Source organism: Pseudomonas sp. PDM27, from assembly GCF_019219205.1.
In the GTDB taxonomy this organism is placed as follows: domain Bacteria; phylum Pseudomonadota; class Gammaproteobacteria; order Pseudomonadales; family Pseudomonadaceae; genus Aquipseudomonas; species Aquipseudomonas laurylsulfatiphila.
This window is the reverse complement of sequence record NZ_JAHUWF010000009.1, coordinates 89,741-106,238: the sequence shown is the minus strand read 5'-3', so window position 1 is coordinate 106,238 and position 16,498 is coordinate 89,741. Positions and strand designations below refer to the sequence as shown.

The 16,498-nt window shown below is 59.6% G+C and carries 11 protein-coding genes; 5 read left to right on the top strand and 6 right to left on the bottom strand.

Annotated features, from left to right (window positions below; genetic code table 11):
- The first annotated feature begins 332 nt into the window (after positions 1-332).
- Positions 333-1,700, top strand: coding sequence for a DNA repair protein RadA (gene radA, locus KW838_RS19045; RefSeq protein ID WP_007981045.1), 1,368 nt, complete (start codon positions 333-335; stop codon positions 1,698-1,700).
- A 128-nt stretch (positions 1,701-1,828) separates the two neighbouring features.
- Here radA and KW838_RS19040 read toward each other — a convergent pair whose 3' ends face one another.
- Positions 1,829-2,197, bottom strand: coding sequence for a PilZ domain-containing protein (locus tag KW838_RS19040; RefSeq protein ID WP_218502505.1), 369 nt, complete (start codon positions 2,195-2,197; stop codon positions 1,829-1,831).
- A gap of 160 nt (positions 2,198-2,357) precedes the next feature.
- On the opposite strand from KW838_RS19040, the gene KW838_RS19035 reads away from it, so the two are divergent.
- The 3 genes from KW838_RS19035 to yjiA all read left to right on the top strand — a co-directional run bounded on the left by KW838_RS19035 (position 2,358) and on the right by yjiA (position 5,770).
- Complete coding sequence (locus KW838_RS19035) at positions 2,358-4,424, top strand: carbon starvation CstA family protein (RefSeq protein ID WP_218480286.1); 2,067 nt, start codon at positions 2,358-2,360, stop codon at positions 4,422-4,424.
- Between the two features lie 15 nt (positions 4,425-4,439).
- The gene (locus tag KW838_RS19030; protein WP_007895266.1) at positions 4,440-4,637 is read left to right on the top strand and encodes a YbdD/YjiX family protein; all 198 of its coding nucleotides are present in this window, start codon (positions 4,440-4,442) and stop codon (positions 4,635-4,637) included.
- Positions 4,638-4,798: 161 nt separating this feature from the next.
- A complete protein-coding gene (gene yjiA / locus KW838_RS19025) occupies positions 4,799-5,770 on the top strand; it encodes a GTPase (RefSeq protein WP_218502502.1) in 972 nt (323 codons plus the stop codon).
- A gap of 104 nt (positions 5,771-5,874) precedes the next feature.
- Here the strand turns inward: yjiA and KW838_RS19020 are convergent, their stop codons facing one another.
- From KW838_RS19020 to KW838_RS19000, 5 genes are all read right to left on the bottom strand, one after another.
- Positions 5,875-6,564, bottom strand: coding sequence for a GntR family transcriptional regulator (locus tag KW838_RS19020; RefSeq protein WP_218502500.1), 690 nt, complete (start codon positions 6,562-6,564; stop codon positions 5,875-5,877).
- Between the two features lie 25 nt (positions 6,565-6,589).
- A complete protein-coding gene (locus tag KW838_RS19015) occupies positions 6,590-7,294 on the bottom strand; it encodes a FadR/GntR family transcriptional regulator (RefSeq protein WP_218502498.1) in 705 nt (234 codons plus the stop codon).
- Between the two features lie 48 nt (positions 7,295-7,342).
- A complete protein-coding gene (locus tag KW838_RS19010) occupies positions 7,343-8,656 on the bottom strand; it encodes a C4-dicarboxylate transporter DctA (RefSeq protein WP_102702058.1) in 1,314 nt (437 codons plus the stop codon).
- A gap of 259 nt (positions 8,657-8,915) precedes the next feature.
- Positions 8,916-10,169 carry a serine hydroxymethyltransferase gene (gene glyA, locus KW838_RS19005; protein WP_102701738.1) on the bottom strand — a complete coding sequence of 418 codons (1,254 nt, stop codon included), beginning with the start codon at positions 10,167-10,169 and terminating at the stop codon, positions 8,916-8,918.
- Positions 10,170-10,418: 249 nt separating this feature from the next.
- On the bottom strand, positions 10,419-14,267 hold the full coding sequence (locus tag KW838_RS19000; RefSeq protein ID WP_102701737.1) for an EAL domain-containing protein: 3,849 nt from the start codon (positions 14,265-14,267) through the stop codon (positions 10,419-10,421).
- Positions 14,268-14,556: 289 nt separating this feature from the next.
- On the opposite strand from KW838_RS19000, the gene ettA reads away from it, so the two are divergent.
- The gene (gene ettA, locus KW838_RS18995) at positions 14,557-16,221 is read left to right on the top strand and encodes an energy-dependent translational throttle protein EttA (protein ID WP_007970893.1); all 1,665 of its coding nucleotides are present in this window, start codon (positions 14,557-14,559) and stop codon (positions 16,219-16,221) included.
- Positions 16,222-16,498: the final 277 nt, after the last annotated feature.

Below are 16,498 nucleotides of genomic sequence, written 5' to 3'. Positions count from 1 at the left end.
AAAAGCCGGTATTGAAAATTGTTTGCGGCTGTAGTGCTGTTAACTGTTTCGTTAGTTTGGAATTGGCTATGTTTGAGTGTTTTTGACGTTATGCATCAGGTGTGTAAATGAATAAAGCTTGTATAAGTTTTTAAGGCGGTAGTCAGACGCGTATCAAAAGTTTGTTGAGTGTGTCGGGTTAAAACTTATACAAGGGTTTTGTATAGCGGTCGTATTTTAAAAAAGCACGAATGTAACAAGGCAATTTGACATCATTCAGGGGATTACAAAATATCTGGCCGCACTCGCGTGCCTCAGCTGAGCTATCATCGCGTTTTTTTCCGGGAGTTCCGATGGCCAAGGCCAAGCGCATGTACGGCTGCACCGAGTGCGGCTCAACCTTCCCAAAATGGGCTGGCCAGTGTGGTGAATGCGGGGCCTGGAACACGCTCACCGAAACCATGGTGGAAAGCGGCGGGGCAGCCGCTCCCAGCGGTCGTACCGGCTGGGCCGGCCAGCAGGCGCAGATCAAGACGCTGGCTGAAGTCAGTGTCGAAGAAGTTCCGCGCTTCTCCACCGCTTCCAGCGAGCTCGACAGGGTTCTGGGTGGTGGTTTGGTGGATGGCTCCGTGGTACTGATCGGTGGCGATCCGGGCATCGGCAAGTCGACCATTCTGTTGCAAACGTTGTGCAACCTCGCCAAGAGCATGCCGGCGCTGTACGTCACCGGTGAAGAATCCCAGCAGCAAGTGGCCATGCGTGCGCGCCGCCTGGGTTTGCCTCAGGATCAACTGCGGGTCATGACCGAAACCTGCATCGAAGCCATCATCGCCACGGCCCGTCAGGAAAAGCCCAGGGTGATGGTGATCGACTCGATCCAGACGATCTTTACCGAGCAACTGCAATCGGCACCGGGGGGTGTATCCCAGGTGCGTGAGAGTGCGGCGTTGCTGGTGCGCTATGCCAAACAAAGCGGTACGGCGATTTTCCTGGTGGGCCACGTCACCAAGGAAGGCGCGCTGGCGGGCCCTCGGGTTCTGGAGCACATGGTCGACACTGTGCTGTATTTCGAAGGCGAGTCCGACGGGCGCCTGCGTCTGTTGCGAGCGGTGAAGAACCGTTTCGGTGCAGTCAATGAACTGGGCGTGTTCGGCATGACCGACAAGGGCCTGAAAGAAGTCTCCAACCCTTCGGCGATTTTTCTGACCCGCGCCCAGGAAGAAGTCCCGGGCAGTGTGGTCATGGCGACGTGGGAAGGTACGAGGCCGATGTTGGTTGAGGTACAGGCACTGGTGGACGACAGTCATTTGGCCAACCCGCGGCGGGTCACGCTGGGGCTGGATCAAAACCGGCTGGCGATGTTGCTGGCGGTGCTGCACCGTCATGGTGGCATTCCGACCCACGATCAGGACGTGTTTCTCAACGTGGTCGGCGGGGTCAAGGTGCTCGAAACGGCGTCCGATCTGGCGTTGATGGCAGCGGTGATGTCCAGTTTGCGCAATCGGCCGCTGCCTCACGATCTGCTGGTGTTCGGTGAAGTGGGGCTTTCCGGTGAGGTGCGACCGGTGCCGAGCGGTCAGGAGCGTTTGAAAGAGGCCGCCAAGCACGGCTTCAAGCGGGCCATCGTGCCCAAGGGCAATGCGCCAAAGGAGGCGCCACCAGGGTTGCAGATTATTGCAGTAACCCGTCTGGAGCAGGCCCTCGACGCCCTGTTCGAGTGACTTGCAGGTGGAACACAAACCTGTGGGAGCGAGCTTGCTCGCGAAAGCATTGGTTCAGACAATCTCTTTATTGACTGAACAGCCGCCATCGCGAGCAAGCTCGCTCCCACAATGATTTTCGCTGATGGCTAGATCTCGATCAGCGCCCCCAATTCTCGTTCCAGCTCCTGTGGATCAGCGAGGTTGAGTTCGATCAGCCGTCGCAGCCGTTCGATGGACTCCAGACTGATGTGCAGGCAGACAAAGCCGAGTTGGCCATGGTCATCGTGGGCCAGTTGCGCATCCATGGTGATATCGGCGTCTTCACTCAGATGAATGTCGACCAGAAAATCCTGCTGCGGATTGCCCAACCACGGATCGGGCCGCTCAATGAGCAACCCCTTGAGCGACAGATCAATCAACTTCACCGGCCAGGTGGACTCGCCCTGGCTCAGCTCGGTTCGGGCATCGAACGCAATACGTTTGAAGCGGCGACGTTCGGCAGGGTGCTCGCTCATGGCACGATCCTCGTAGATGTACGCTGACTATAGACCTGCATTCTTCAAGGCTGCCAGCGCTGGCAAGTGTCCAGACCTATGTCGGGGTATGGCCTTTGTCGTCAGGAGCGCTAAACTCGGGGTGGCTGTCTTTCTTGTCCACTCTGGCTGGAATAATAAAATGAAAAATAATAATAGCCCGCTACGCCATCTGCCCTGGCTGGTGCTGGCAATCGTAGGTGCATGCGCCCTGGGTGTCGTGGCATTGCGCCGAGGGGAGGCAATCAATGCCTTGTGGATTGTGGTCGCTGCCGTGGCCATCTATCTGGTCGCCTACCGCTACTACAGTCTGTTCATCGCCAACAGCGTCATGCAACTCGATGCGCGACGGGCCACTCCCGCTGTGATCAACAATGACGGTCTGGATTACGTTCCGACCAATAAACACATTCTCTTCGGTCACCACTTCGCGGCCATCGCTGGCGCGGGGCCGTTGGTCGGTCCGGTGCTGGCGGCGCAGATGGGCTACCTGCCCGGCACCCTGTGGCTGATCGCCGGCGTGGTGCTGGCCGGTTCGGTGCAGGACTTCATGGTCCTGTTCATGTCCACCCGCCGAAACGGCCGCTCCCTGGGCGATATGGTCCGCGAGGAAATGGGCCGCATCCCCGGCACCATCGCGCTGTTCGGCTGCTTCCTGATCATGATCATCATCCTCGCGGTGCTGGCGCTGATCGTGGTGAAAGCTTTGGCCGAGAGCCCCTGGGGCATTTTCACGGTGATGGCGACCATCCCGATCGCGATGTTCATGGGCATCTACATGCGCTACATCCGCCCGGGCCGCATCGGCGAGATCTCGGTGATCGGCGTGCTGTTGCTGCTGGGCTCGATCTGGCTCGGCGGGCAGATTGCCGCGGATCCGGTGTGGGCCAAGGCGTTCAGCTTTACTGGCGTACAAATCACCTGGATGCTGATCGGTTACGGTTTTGTCGCGGCGGTGTTGCCGGTGTGGCTGATCCTGGCGCCGCGTGACTACCTGTCGACCTTCCTCAAAATCGGCACCATCGTCGCCCTGGCCATTGGCATCCTGGTGACCATGCCCGAGCTGAAAATGCCGGCCCTGACCCAATTCATCGACGGCACCGGCCCGGTCTGGAAGGGCGGTCTGTTCCCGTTCCTGTTCATCACCATCGCCTGTGGCGCGGTCTCGGGTTTCCACGCGCTGATCTCTTCCGGTACCACGCCGAAGCTGCTGGATAACGAAACCAATGCCCGCTACATCGGTTACGGCGGCATGCTGATGGAATCGTTCGTAGCCATCATGGCGATGGTCGCCGCCTCGGTAATCGAGCCTGGCGTGTATTTCGCCATGAACAGCCCGCCGGCCGTGGTCGGCGGTGATGTGGTGGCCGTTGCGACAGCCGTCAGTAACTGGGGCTTTGCGATCACGCCGGAAGCCCTGCAAGCAGTGGCCCATGACATTGGTGAAACCACCATCCTGGCCCGTGCCGGTGGTGCGCCGACCCTGGCGGTGGGGATCGCGCAGATCCTGCACAGTGTTCTGCCGGGCGAGAACACCATGGCATTCTGGTACCACTTCGCGATCCTGTTCGAAGCATTGTTCATCCTGACCGCAGTCGACGCCGGTACCCGTGCCGGGCGCTTCATGCTCCAGGACCTGCTCGGCTCGTTCGTGCCGGCCCTGCGCCGCACCGAGTCCTGGACCGCCAACCTGATCGCCACCGCCGGTTGCGTGGCCATGTGGGGTTATCTGCTGTACCAGGGCGTGATCGACCCACTGGGCGGCATCAACACCTTGTGGCCGCTGTTCGGTATCTCCAACCAGATGCTGGCCGGTATTGCGCTGATGCTCGGCACCGTGGTGCTGATCAAGATGAAACGCCAGCGCTACATTTGGGTGACCCTGGTGCCAGCCATGTGGTTGCTGGTTTGCACCACCACCGCCGGCTTCATCAAGCTGTTCGACGCCAACCCGGCGATCGGCTTCCTGTCCCTGGCGAAAAAATACAGCGATGCATTGGCTAACGGCCAGATCCTCGCCCCGGCCAAGGACATCACGCAGATGCAGCACGTGATCTTCAACGCCTATACCAACGCGACGCTGACCGCGCTGTTCCTGTGCGTGGTGTTCAGTATCCTGTTCTATGCGCTCAAGATCGGTATTTCCGCCTGGGGCAGCAAAGAGCGTACGGATAAAGAAGCACCATTCCAGGCTCTGCCGGAAGCGTGATCGAGGATTTGCATCATGTTCAATGACCTGAGTCGCCTCGGTAAATACCTCGGTCAGGCCGCTCGCCTGATGGTCGGCATGCCCGACTACGACAACTACGTCGAGCACATGCAGACCAAGCACCCGGACAAACCGGTGATGAGCTACGAGATGTTCTTCCGCGAACGTCAGGAAGCCCGTTACGGTGGCAAGGGCGGGCCGAAGTGCTGTTGATTCGGCTTTTGGATTAACGGCAATCCCTGTGGGAGCGGGCTTGCTCGCGAAAGCGGTGTGTCATTCAACATTCATGTCGACTGACACGACCCGTTCGCGAGCAAGCCCGCTCCCACATTTGTTCTGTGTTGTGTTTTCATCTTGTGAAAAGGAGATCCAGTTTGTCCTCCCCCATCCCGGTCACGATCCTCAGCGGCTTCCTCGGCGCCGGCAAGACCACCCTGTTGCGCCACCTGCTCAAGGCCGAGCACGGCCTGAAAATCGCCGTGATCGAGAACGAATTCAGCGACGCCGGTATCGATACCCAATTGTTGGGTGATGAACCGGTCCAGGTGATGACACTCTCCAACGGCTGCGTCTGCTGCACCATCCATACCGACCTGACCAAAGCGCTTTATCTGCTGCTCGAACGTCTGGACCAGGGCGACATTGCCTTCGACCGCCTGGTAATCGAATGCACCGGACTGGCCGATCCTGCACCCGTGGCGCAAACCTTCTTCATCGATGAAGAACTGCGTGAGCGCTACATCCTCGACGGCATCATCACGCTGGTCGACGCGGCACATGCCGACTCGCACCTGACCCAGACCATCGCCCAGGCGCAGATCGGTTTCGCCGACCGCTTGCTGGTGAGCAAGCGCGATCTGGTAGACGAGCCGACCTTCAGCGCGTTGAGCGAGCGCCTGACCCGCATCAACCGTCGTGCCCCGATCCGCGTGGTCGACCACGGCAAGATCGACCTGGCCGAATTGCTGGATGTGCGCGGTTTCAATCTCAACGCCGACCTCGGTGGCGGTGTGAGTTTGCGACCGGTCAGCCAGGCACCGTCCATCGATCGCATTTCCAGCCTGGTCCTGCGCACTGAAAAGCCGCTGGATATCGACAAGCTCAGCGAGTTCATGAACGAACTGCTGGAGGCGCATGGCAAGCAGTTACTGCGCTACAAAGGCGTATTGAGCATCCTCGGTGAACCACGGCGCATGGTGTTTCAGGGAGTGCTGAAGCTTTATGGTTTCGACTGGGATACCGAGTGGGCTGAAGACGAAGTGCGCGAGAGCGTGATCGTGTTCATTGCCGATGATTTGCCGGAGGAAAAGATTCGTGAGGGTTTTGCGCGTGTGGCGGCGCAGTAAAGTCAGAAATTGCAGCGAGCCTTGAGCCGCCATCGCGAGCAGGCTCGCTCCCACATTTAGAGTGCAGTGGCCTGTGGGGGAGTGAGCCTGTTCGCGAACGCGATCTAGCCTGCGGCACAGTTTTGACCCAGTGCCGATGCAGGACTCAGCAACAAATCTTCCAGATAATCCAGATGCCGGTTGAGCGCGATTTGCGCCGTCGCAGCATCTCCTCGCTCCAGCGCATCCAGAATCTCGAGGTGCGCTTGCCCTGCGCAATAATCCTTCTGCTGCAGGTCAAAATGAGCAATCGCCAACGAAGTCAGTGGCACAAGGCTCTCAAGAAAATGCGCTAGCGGTGCATTTCCCGCCATTTGTGCCAACTGCAAATGAAACTCGCCCGACAAACGAATCGCCCGGCCACGCTCGGTGCATTGACGCTCGTTTCCGACCAGCGTCCGCAGGCGCTTCAAGTCTTGCGCGCACGCTCGCTGAGCCGCCAGGCGCAATAGCATGATTTCGGCCAGTCGCCGGGCATGCAGTGTCTGCCGGGTCTGCTCGGCATCGGGCTCGGTGACGCGGGGACGATGGTTGGCGCGAAGGAGGATGATGTGCTGATGGGACAGTCGCATCAGCACCTCACGCATGTCGCTGCGCCTTGCACCGAACATCTGTGCAAGGCTTTCTTCCGTAAAGCGACTGGCCGAATGGATGCGCTGTTCGAAAATGGCCTCGAGGACCCGCGAATACAGATCATCCACTGAAGGACGGACGGGCAGGGTGGCGAGTGTTTGTGGCGAGGCGAAGCTGTTCATGGCCGATCTCCAGTTCGAAGAGGTTTCAACTGCCGAGGTTGTCTTCCGGGATGTTCAGTTCGATACCCATGCGTTGGCCTTCGCGCAGAATGTGCCGGCGCATCTCGGCGCTGGCCTGGGCGCTGTTTTTGCTGCGGATGGCCCGCACCACGGCTTCGTTTTCTTCAAGTCGCTCGGCCAGATGTTCTGGGGAGTTGCGCAACACTTCGGCGCTTTGCTTGAGGGCATTGCTGGTTTGCTGCACCACGCTCTGGAAGATCGGGTTCGACGTCAGCGTGAACAGTTCTTCGTGGAACGCAATGTAGGCGTTTACGCCGGCTTCACTGTCATTGGCCTCCAGGGCTTCGCGCATGTCCATCAGGGTCAGGCGCAGTTGCCCGAGCTCCTTGCTGCTGATGGACTGCGCGACGAGGCCGACGATGAATGGCTCCAGGGTGTAGCGCAGTTGCAGCACGTCTTCCAGGCTCGCAGCGGCCACAGCGTTGTCATGGGCCTGGCTGTCGGCGAGATTGGCTTCGAGCACCACCACGCCTTTGCCCGGCATCGAGCGCACCAGTCCGAGGGTTTCCAGAACGATGACGGCTTCACGCAGGCTCGGACGGCTGATCCCCAGTTGTTCGGCCAGTTCACGTTGCCCAGGCAGCATTTCGCCGGAGCGCCACTGACCTCGGGCCAAAGCGGCCCGAAGTTTTTCTACCACTGAGTTGACGACGGTTGATGAGGTAATCACTTGTTCGCTCCATGAGCCGTGCCTGCGGTCGGCAGGCACGGCGATCATTCAGAATTCTTTGGCTGCCGCTTGAGCAACCGGTTTTCTCGGCTGAAAGGTGTACCCGGCCTGGCCGGAAAGTACCTTGTTCGCCCGCTGCACATCGATGTCCTTTTCCCACCGCGCGATGGCCACGGTCGCCACACAGTTGCCAATCAGGTTGGTCAGCGCCCGGCCGATGCCCATGAACCAGTCCACGGCCAGCACCAGCACCAGACCCACCACCGGAATTGCCGGAATGGCTGTCAGGGTGGCCGCCAGAATCACCAGCGCCGAGCCGGGAATACCGTGGGCGCCTTTGGATGTGATCAGCGACACCAGCAAAATGGTCAGCAGGTCAGTCATGGCCAGCGGCGTGCCGGTGGCGTTGGCGATGAACACGATGGCCAGGGTCAGGTAGATCGAGAAACCGTCGAGGTTGAACGAGTAACCCGTTGGAATCACCAACCCGACCGTCGAACTGCCGATGCCCAGGTGCTCAAGCTTGCGCATGATTTGTGGCAGCACCGCGTCGGACGAAGCGGTGCCCATGACGATCAGCAGTTCTTCGCGCAGGTACTTGAGCAACGGCCACATCTTCAAGCCGGAAAGGCGCATCACCAGGCCGAGAATCAGGGCCACGAAGGCAACACAGGTCAGGTAGAAGAGGCCGACCAGGCTACCCAGGTGCTGCAGCGAGTCCAGGCCATATTTGCTGGTGGTGAAGGCGATCGCACCGAATACACCGATCGGTGCCAGTCGCACGATCATGCCCATGATGCGGAAGATTACGTGGCTGAGTTCATTGATCAGCCGCGAAATACCCGATGCCGCCTCGCCTACCAGGTTCAGTGCACTGCCGAACAACACTGAAAACAGCAGGACCTGCAGGATATTGTTATCGGCAAAGGCACCGATCACTGAAGTCGGAATCAGGTCCATCAAGAACTGAGTAGTGGTATGCATGTGCTGACTGCGCTGGGCAATATCGCCCATGTCGGCTGCGGAAAGCTGCTCCAGGTGAATGTTCGCGCCGCTGCCGATACCGGTGCTGAAGGCGAACACCAGGCCAATCACCAGGGCGATGGTGGTCAGCACTTCGAAGTAGATCACCGATTTCAGACCGATGCGCCCGACCTTTTTCAGGTCGCCGGCACCGCTGATGCCGCTGACCACCACGCAGAACACGATCAGGCCGATGAGCATCTTGATCAGCTTGATGAAGCCGTCGCCGAGGGGTTTGAGTTGGGCGGAGTATTCGGGAAGGGTCAGCCCGCAGACGATGCCGAGCACCAGTCCGAGAACCACTTGGAGGAAGATTGAACGCGAGCACCATCTGAGCATGGGAGGAATCCTGGTCGGTGTCCTGGCTGCCGTGTGCGGGGCACATCAGATTCAGGACTTAATTATTGTGGTCTTACCGGTATGTCCAGTGCAGGCGCAGTCTAGGCGCTGTTTTTGGGTATTCGCAAGTAAAAATTAAAAAATTGGCATGACCGGTCTTACCAGTTGTGTTGGTTCTGTAGGCGATGTCAATTCGCGGGCGAAAAAAAACCGGCCAATCACTTGGCCGGTTTTTCATGCTGCGGATTTAACGTCGCAATTAAGCGCCGTACACCGGCAGCTTCTTGCAGATGGCCTTGACCTTCTCACGAACGGCGTCGATCACCGCTTCGTTGTTCAGGTCAGCCAGGATGTCGCAGATCCAGCCGGCCAGTTCCTTGCACTCTGCTTCCTTGAAGCCACGAGTGGTCACAGCCGGAGTGCCGAAGCGCAGGCCGGAGGTGACGAACGGGGAGCGTGGATCGTTTGGCACGGAGTTCTTGTTCACGGTGATGAACGCTTTGCCCAGAGCGGCGTCGGCGTCTTTACCGGAGATTTCCTGCTTGATCAGCGACAGCAGGAACAGGTGGTTTTCAGTACCGCCGGAAACCACGTCGAAACCGCGCTCGATGAATACGCCGGCCATGGCCTTGGCGTTTTTCACCACTTGTTGCTGGTAAGCCTTGAACTCAGGCTGCAGCGCTTCCTTGAAGCAGATCGCCTTGGCTGCGATCACGTGCTCCAGCGGGCCGCCCTGGGCACCCGGGAATACTGCGGAGTTCAGCTTCTTCTCGATGTCGGCGTTGGCGCGAGCCAGGATCAGGCCACCACGTGGACCGCGCAGGGTCTTGTGGGTGGTGGTGGTCACGACGTCAGCGAATGGAACCGGGTTCGGGTAGACGCCAGCGGCGACCAGACCGGCCACGTGGGCCATGTCGACGAACAGGTAAGCGCCAACCTTGTCGGCGATTGCACGGAAGCGCGGGAAGTCGAGGATCTGCGAGTAGGCAGAGAAACCGGCCACGATCATTTTCGGCTTGTGCTCAACGGCCAGGCGCTCGACTTCGTCGTAGTCGATCAGGCCGTTGGCGTCGATGCCGTACTGGATGGCGTTGTACAGCTTGCCCGAGGACGAGACGCTGGCACCGTGGGTCAGGTGACCGCCGTGGGCCAGGCTCATGCCCAGGATGGTATCGCCAGCCGACAGCAGGGCCAGGTAAACGGCGCTGTTGGCTTGCGAGCCGGCGTGCGGCTGAACGTTGGCGTAGTCGGCGCCGAACAGCTCTTTGGCGCGGTCGATAGCCAGTTGCTCGACGATGTCGACATACTCGCAGCCACCGTAGTAGCGCTTGCCCGGGTAGCCTTCGGCGTACTTGTTGGTCAGTACCGAGCCTTGAGCTTCCATCACAGCAGGGCTGGTGTAGTTTTCCGAAGCGATCAGCTCAATGTGCTCTTCCTGGCGCTGAGCTTCTTGCTCCATGGCGGCAAAGAGATCGGCGTCGTACTTGGCAATAGTCAAATCACGGCTGAACATGGCGGTCCTCAAGGATCGGGGGCGGAAAAGGGGGGCATTCTAACCCAATGGGTTTTAGATGGCATATGAAACGGCATCATGTCGCAGACAAGTGGGCTTCATGACGGGATCAGCGGTGATCGTGCCGGCCTCATCGCGAGCAAGCTCGCTCCCACAGTAGATCTTTGGTATTCACACATGGTGCGTACACCCCAAAAACCTGTGGGAGCGAGCTTGCTCGCGATGAGGCCAATTGCCGCGCCGCAAACCTCAGTCGAACATGAAGAGGGCATCATTGCTGAACTGCCCTTCGAACCGCCCCGCCGGCATCGGCCGGCCGAACAGGTAACCCTGCACCTCGTCGCAACCGTGTTCCCTCAGAAAATCAAGCTGCTCGTGGGTTTCCACACCCTCGGCGATCACCGCCAGGTTAAGACTGTGGGCCATGGCGATGATCGCCCGGGCGATCTGCGCATCCTGTTCGCCCGACGGCAATCCGTCGACGAAGGTACGGTCGATTTTCAGTACGTCGATCGGGAACTGCTTGAGGTAGTTGAGCGATGAGTAACCGGTACCGAAATCGTCGACCGCAATGCTCAGGCCGAGATTCTTCAGGCCGTCGAGGATCTGCATCGCCTCGCTGACTTCGCGCATCAGGATGCTTTCGGTGAGTTCCAGTTCCAGGCATGCCGGCGGCAGGCCGGTTTCCTTGAGGATGGTGGCGATTCGCGTACCGAGCTGGCCGTCGGAGAACTGCCGCGCCGAGATGTTCACCGACACCTTCGGCACCCGTACCCTGGCCTGATGCCAGGCCTTGAGTTGACGGCAGGCTTCGCTGATCACCCAGTCGCCGACATCCACCACCAGCCCGAGCTCTTCGAGCACCGGAATGAAATCCCCCGGCGGCACCAGCCCGCGGCGGGGATGACGCCAGCGCAGCAGCGCCTCGGCGCCGGTCAGGCGCTTGCCGTCGCCGCTGAACTGCGGCTGGTAGTACAGCACGAATTCGTTCTGTTCCAGGGCATGGCGCAAATCGCTTTCCAGTTCCAGTCGCTCCAGGGCGCTGGCGTTCATGTCCGCCTGATAGAACTGGAAGTTGTTCTTGCCACGCTCCTTGGCGTGGTACATCGCCGTGTCGGCGTTCTTCATCAGCTGGCTGAGCTCGTTGCCGTCCTGCGGGCTCAGGGCGATGCCGATACTGGCCGTGACGAAGAACTCGCGGCCCTCGAGCACAAAGGGTTTCACCAGGCTGGCGAGTATCTGTTCTGCCACATGAATGGCCCGGTTCAGGGCGATCTCACGGTTGGCGCGCGGTTGCAGGAGCAAGGTGAATTCGTCACCGCCCATGCGCGCCACCGTGTCGTCATCGTCGACGCAACCAAGCAGGCGCGTGGCCATCTCCTTGAGCATGCGGTCGCCGGCGGCGTGGCCCAGGGAGTCGTTGATCGGCTTGAAGCGATCGAGATCGAGGAACATCAGCACCACCCACGACTTCTGCCGTTCGGCCGATTGCAGTGCCGTGTGCAGGCGATCCTGGAACAGCGTGCGGTTGGGCAGGTGGGTCAGGGCGTCGTAGTAGGCGAGGCGATGAATCCGCTGCTCGCTGGCCTTGCGCTCGCTGATGTCGCTGAAGAAACACACATAACTGGCCAGGTCGCCTTCGTCGTCGAGTACGGCGGTAATCCCGACCCAGGCCGGGTAATGCTCGCCGTTACGGCGCTTGAGCCAGACTTCGCCTTCCCAGGTACTGTGCTGGCCCAATTGCTTGAGCACATAACGCAGATGCGCTTCCTGCTGCTCGTCGACGGTCAGCATGTTCGGCAGTTGGTCGAGCACCTGTTCCACGGCATAGCCGCTGACACGGCTGAAGGCTTCGTTGGCCTGGACGATGTAGCCGGCCGGGTCGGTGATCAGGATCGCCGAGGTCGAGTGCTCGAATACCGTGGCGGCCATGCGCAGGTCTTTTTCGGCCCGGCGTTGCTGGCTGATGTCGCGGCCGACGCCGAGCACGCCTTCGAACGTCCCGTGTTCGTCCCAGACCAACACCAGGCGCAGTTCGATCGGGATCTTGCGTCCGTCGGCCCGCAGGCAATCGAACAGGAACAGTTGGGTTTGTACCTGGCTGCGTAGCACCGCCAGTTGGTCCGGCTGATCCAGCGCCTTGCTGACCCGGTCCATCAGGTGGTAGATGCCGGTCAGTTGTTGCGGGTTGGCGATGGTCGATTGCCAGCCGTTCTGGAAAATCCACTCGGCGTCATAGCCCAGCACGGCTTGCACCGAAGGGCTGACATAATTGAGGTTAAGGCGGCTGTCAGTGGAGAAAATCACGTCGCTGATGCTTTCGGCGAGCATGCGGTAGCGCTGCTCGCTGTCGCGCAGGGATTCGCTGGCTTCGATCTGGTCGGTGATGTCCTTGGCCACGCCGATGATCCGCGTGACCTGGTCCTCGTTGTCCCGCGCCAGTGCCTGCTCGCGAATCTCGAAGCGTCGCCACTGGCCGTCCCGATGGCGGAAGCGCAACTGACACTGCATCAACTGGTGATAACCGGCCTGGCGCTGGACTTGGCGGGAGCGGTGGTAATAGTCGGCGTCTTCGGGGTGCAGGAGGATTTCCCAGAAGTATTCGCCCATCTGGTGCAGTTCGGTGCGGTTGTAACCCAGCGTCTGGCCCAGATGGTGGTTGCTGTAGATCATGCGCTGGCTGATCACATCCTGCACATACAGATGATCCGGTACGGTGCGCACCACGTCCGACCAAAACCCTTCGCGCTCCTGCAACGACAGTTCGATGAGCTTGCGGCTGGTGATGTCGGTGATGCTCAAAATCACCGATTTATAATCGTCCTGGGTTTGCGGCAGACGCAGTACCAGCCACAGGTGCTGGTCGCGACCGCCGGCATCCTGCAATTTGATTTCCAGCTCAAGCTGTTGCTGCTGATTGAGCACCGCGTCGAGTACCTGGTTGCCGATGGCGGTGCCGTCCAGCGGATGGCCGTCGATCAGCAGCTTCCAGGCTTTATTGGCGTTATCGACATTGAGCAACTGCAGTGCGACCTGGTTGACCTCGGTGATCCGCAGTTCCTGCAGCAGTTGTCGGCGTTTTTCCGGGATCGCCAACCACGCTTGCAGTTGTTCGCTGTCCTGCAGTTGTGCCTTGTCGAAAAAGCTCTTCAGCCCGGACATGTCGAGGACGCACAAGGCCACACCGGTGCCTTCGAAAATATCCTGATAACGCCGGCGGCCTTCATTCAATTGGCGTTGACGCCGGCGCATGTTCAGCAAAGCGATGAACGGCAGCATGGAAAACGCCAGGCCCAGCAGGCATTTGCCGATGAACGCCGGCAGCAGCTCTTCCAGTACGCGCTGACGGTCAAACAAGCCGCGCAATTGCCAATCGCTGCTACTCAGCGGAACCGTCAGCACACTGTTGGCGACATCGTCCTCGGTCAGTGTGCCCGGATTGACCGAGGGCAGCCCTTCGTCACGGCTGATGATCTGATGATTGATGCGATTTTCCACCAGCCACAGCGGACGGCTGCCCATCTCGCTTTGCTTGGTCAAAGTGGAAAAGAAGGTCGGTGTCAGGCGCAAGGCCCAGTAGCCCCGGGAACTGCCGCTGGCCTGATGCAACAATAAATGCACCACGGAACCATCGGTGGCGTTGCTGAAGTAGTGCGCCTGGGCATGGCTGCGGCGTACCAGTTCACCCAGGTAGTCGCTGTCTTCGCTGTCGGGAGCGCTGTCACTGATGACTTTTCCCGAGGGGCTGAGCAAGGCCAGGCTGCGCAGTTCCGGCAGCGACTGTTGCAGCTTGCGCAGCAGGGCCTGCAGCTCATTGGCATCCTGCGGTTGCTCGACGATGGGCAACAGGTTGAGGGCGATCTGCGCGTTGAGTGCCATGTTCAGGCTGACCTGCGCGGCCAGGTCGGCGGTGTAGTCGATGGTGTACTGACGCTGGTTTTTCTGGGTTTCGCGCAACTGATCGAGCAACTGCCAGAACAACAATGCCAGCAACAACAATGCAAGTGTCGCCAAGGTGCCCTTCAAGGTCCCGCGCAGGGGGGAGCCGGGCGCTATGGTCGGCGCACTGGAAGTCAGGGGCGGAGGGACATTGGACAAGCTGTAATCCTGCGGTTTGGCTGGACTGGCGCGACGTGCACTATAAGCCGGACGCCCGAAGGGCGGCTAGCATGCCTTGAGTTGTGGCGAAGTGCCAGCCCCAGCCCGTCGGCTGGACTGCCATCGGTCATTAAGGTAGCTTTGCCGGTTACGCGGGAGCGTTCCAGCTCCTAGACTCAGGCTTTTTCAGCGCGCCTATATTGAAAGCTCTCAATCGGGTGACGCGCACAGCCTGGCCAGGCTTCGCCTGTGCCCTAATCATTCATCAGTCACTGACCCTAGGTTCTCCATGGCTCAATACGTATTCACCATGCATCGGCTGGGCAAAGTTGTTCCGCCGAAGCGGGAAATCCTGAAAAACATTTCTCTGTCGTTCTTCCCCGGCGCCAAGATCGGTGTCCTCGGCCTCAACGGTTCGGGTAAGTCCACGCTGCTGAAAATCATGGCTGGCGTCGACACCGAATTCGAGGGCGAAGCCCGTCCGATGCCGGAGCTGAACATCGGCTACCTGCCGCAGGAACCACAACTGGATCCGACCAAGACCGTGCGTGAAGTGGTCGAGGAAGCGGTCAGCGTGATCAAGGACGCCCAGGCGCGCCTGGACGAGGTCTACGCGGCCTACGCCGATCCGGATGCCGACTTTGACAAGCTGGCCGCCGAACAGGCCAAGCTCGAAGCCATCCTGCAAGCCAGCGACGGCCACAACCTGGAGCGTCAGCTGGAAGTCGCTGCCGATGCGTTGCGTCTGCCGGCCTGGGATGCCAAGGTCGAACACCTGTCCGGTGGTGAAAAACGTCGTGTGGCCCTGTGCCGCCTGCTGCTGTCCGCCCCGGACATGCTGCTGCTCGACGAACCGACCAACCACCTGGATGCCGACTCCGTTGCATGGCTCGAGCATTTCCTGCACGACTTCCCGGGCACTGTGGTCGCGATCACGCACGACCGTTACTTCCTGGACAACGTTGCCGGCTGGATTCTGGAACTCGACCGCGGCGCTGGCATTCCGTACGAGGGCAACTATTCGGGTTGGCTGGAAGCCAAGTCCGATCGTCTGGCTGCCGAATCCAAGCAGCAGTCGGCTCATGAAAAGGCCATGAAGGAAGAACTGGAGTGGGTGCGCAAAGGCGCCAAGGCCCGCCAGTCGAAATCCAAGGCTCGTCTGCAACGCTTCGAAGAAATGCAATCGCAGGAATTCCAGAAGCGCAGCGAAACCAACGAGATCTACATCCCGGCCGGTCCGCGCCTGGGTGACAAGGTCATCGAATTCAAGAACGTCACCAAGGGCTACGGCGACCGCGTGCTGATCGACAACCTGTCGTTCTCCATGCCTAAAGGCGCCATCGTCGGCGTGATCGGCGGTAACGGTGCCGGTAAGTCGACCCTGTTCCGCATGCTGATGGGCAAGGAAACGCCGGATTCGGGCAGCATCGAAGTCGGCGAAACCGTGCAACTGGCTTGCGTGGATCAGAGCCGCGAAGACCTGGACGGCAGCAAGACGGTGTTCCAGCAGATTTCCGACGGTTCCGACCAGATCCGCATCGGCAACTACGAGATCCCGTCGCGCACCTACGTCGGTCGCTTCAACTTCAAGGGCGGCGATCAGCAGAAGTTCGTCAAGGACCTGTCCGGTGGTGAGCGTGGTCGCTTGCACCTGGCCCTGACCCTGAAAGAGGGCGGCAACGTCCTGCTGCTCGACGAACCGTCCAACGACCTCGACGTTGAAACCCTGCGTTCCCTGGAAGAAGCCCTGCTGGACTTCCCGGGCGCCGCCATTGTGATCTCCCACGACCGGTGGTTCCTTGACCGCGTCGCGACGCACATCCTGGCGTACGAAGACGACTCGCAAGCGGTGTTCTTCGAAGGCAACTACACCGAGTACGAAGCCGACCGTAAAAAGCGCCTCGGCGAAGCGGCTGCCCAGCCGCATCGTGTACGGCACAAGAAACTGGCCTGATTTCGGGTTGGTTGCATAAAGAGCGGAGCCTTCGGGCTCCGTTTTTTTGCCTGTGTTTTTTCAATGACACCGAGTCGCGCCATTCGCGAGCAGGCTCGCTCCCACATTTGAATGCGTTTCCCTGTGGGAGCGGGCTTGCTCGCGAAGGCGGTATTCCTGATGGTGCAGGAATTGAATGGTGAATCCCCATTCGGGTGCAATATCAGGCAGAAAAGCAGTCTGTTTTATATCCTGTGCACCATTTAATTTCATTAATGCGACATTTTGCTCTATTCCT

What these genes read in the sequence shown, in the direction of transcription:
- radA (WP_007981045.1), top strand. Translation starts at nt 333, where the DNA reads ATGGCCAAGGCCAAGCGCATGTACGGCTGCACCGAGTGCGGCTCAACC.
- KW838_RS19040 (WP_218502505.1), bottom strand. Translation starts at nt 2,197, where the DNA reads ATGAGCGAGCACCCTGCCGAACGTCGCCGCTTCAAACGTATTGCGTTC.
- KW838_RS19035 (WP_218480286.1), top strand. Translation starts at nt 2,358, where the DNA reads ATGAAAAATAATAATAGCCCGCTACGCCATCTGCCCTGGCTGGTGCTG.
- KW838_RS19030 (WP_007895266.1), top strand. Translation starts at nt 4,440, where the DNA reads ATGTTCAATGACCTGAGTCGCCTCGGTAAATACCTCGGTCAGGCCGCT.
- KW838_RS19020 (WP_218502500.1), bottom strand. Translation starts at nt 6,564, where the DNA reads ATGAACAGCTTCGCCTCGCCACAAACACTCGCCACCCTGCCCGTCCGT.
- KW838_RS19010 (WP_102702058.1), bottom strand. Translation starts at nt 8,656, where the DNA reads ATGCTCAGATGGTGCTCGCGTTCAATCTTCCTCCAAGTGGTTCTCGGA.
- glyA (WP_102701738.1), bottom strand. Translation starts at nt 10,169, where the DNA reads ATGTTCAGCCGTGATTTGACTATTGCCAAGTACGACGCCGATCTCTTT.
- ettA (WP_007970893.1), top strand. Translation starts at nt 14,557, where the DNA reads ATGGCTCAATACGTATTCACCATGCATCGGCTGGGCAAAGTTGTTCCG.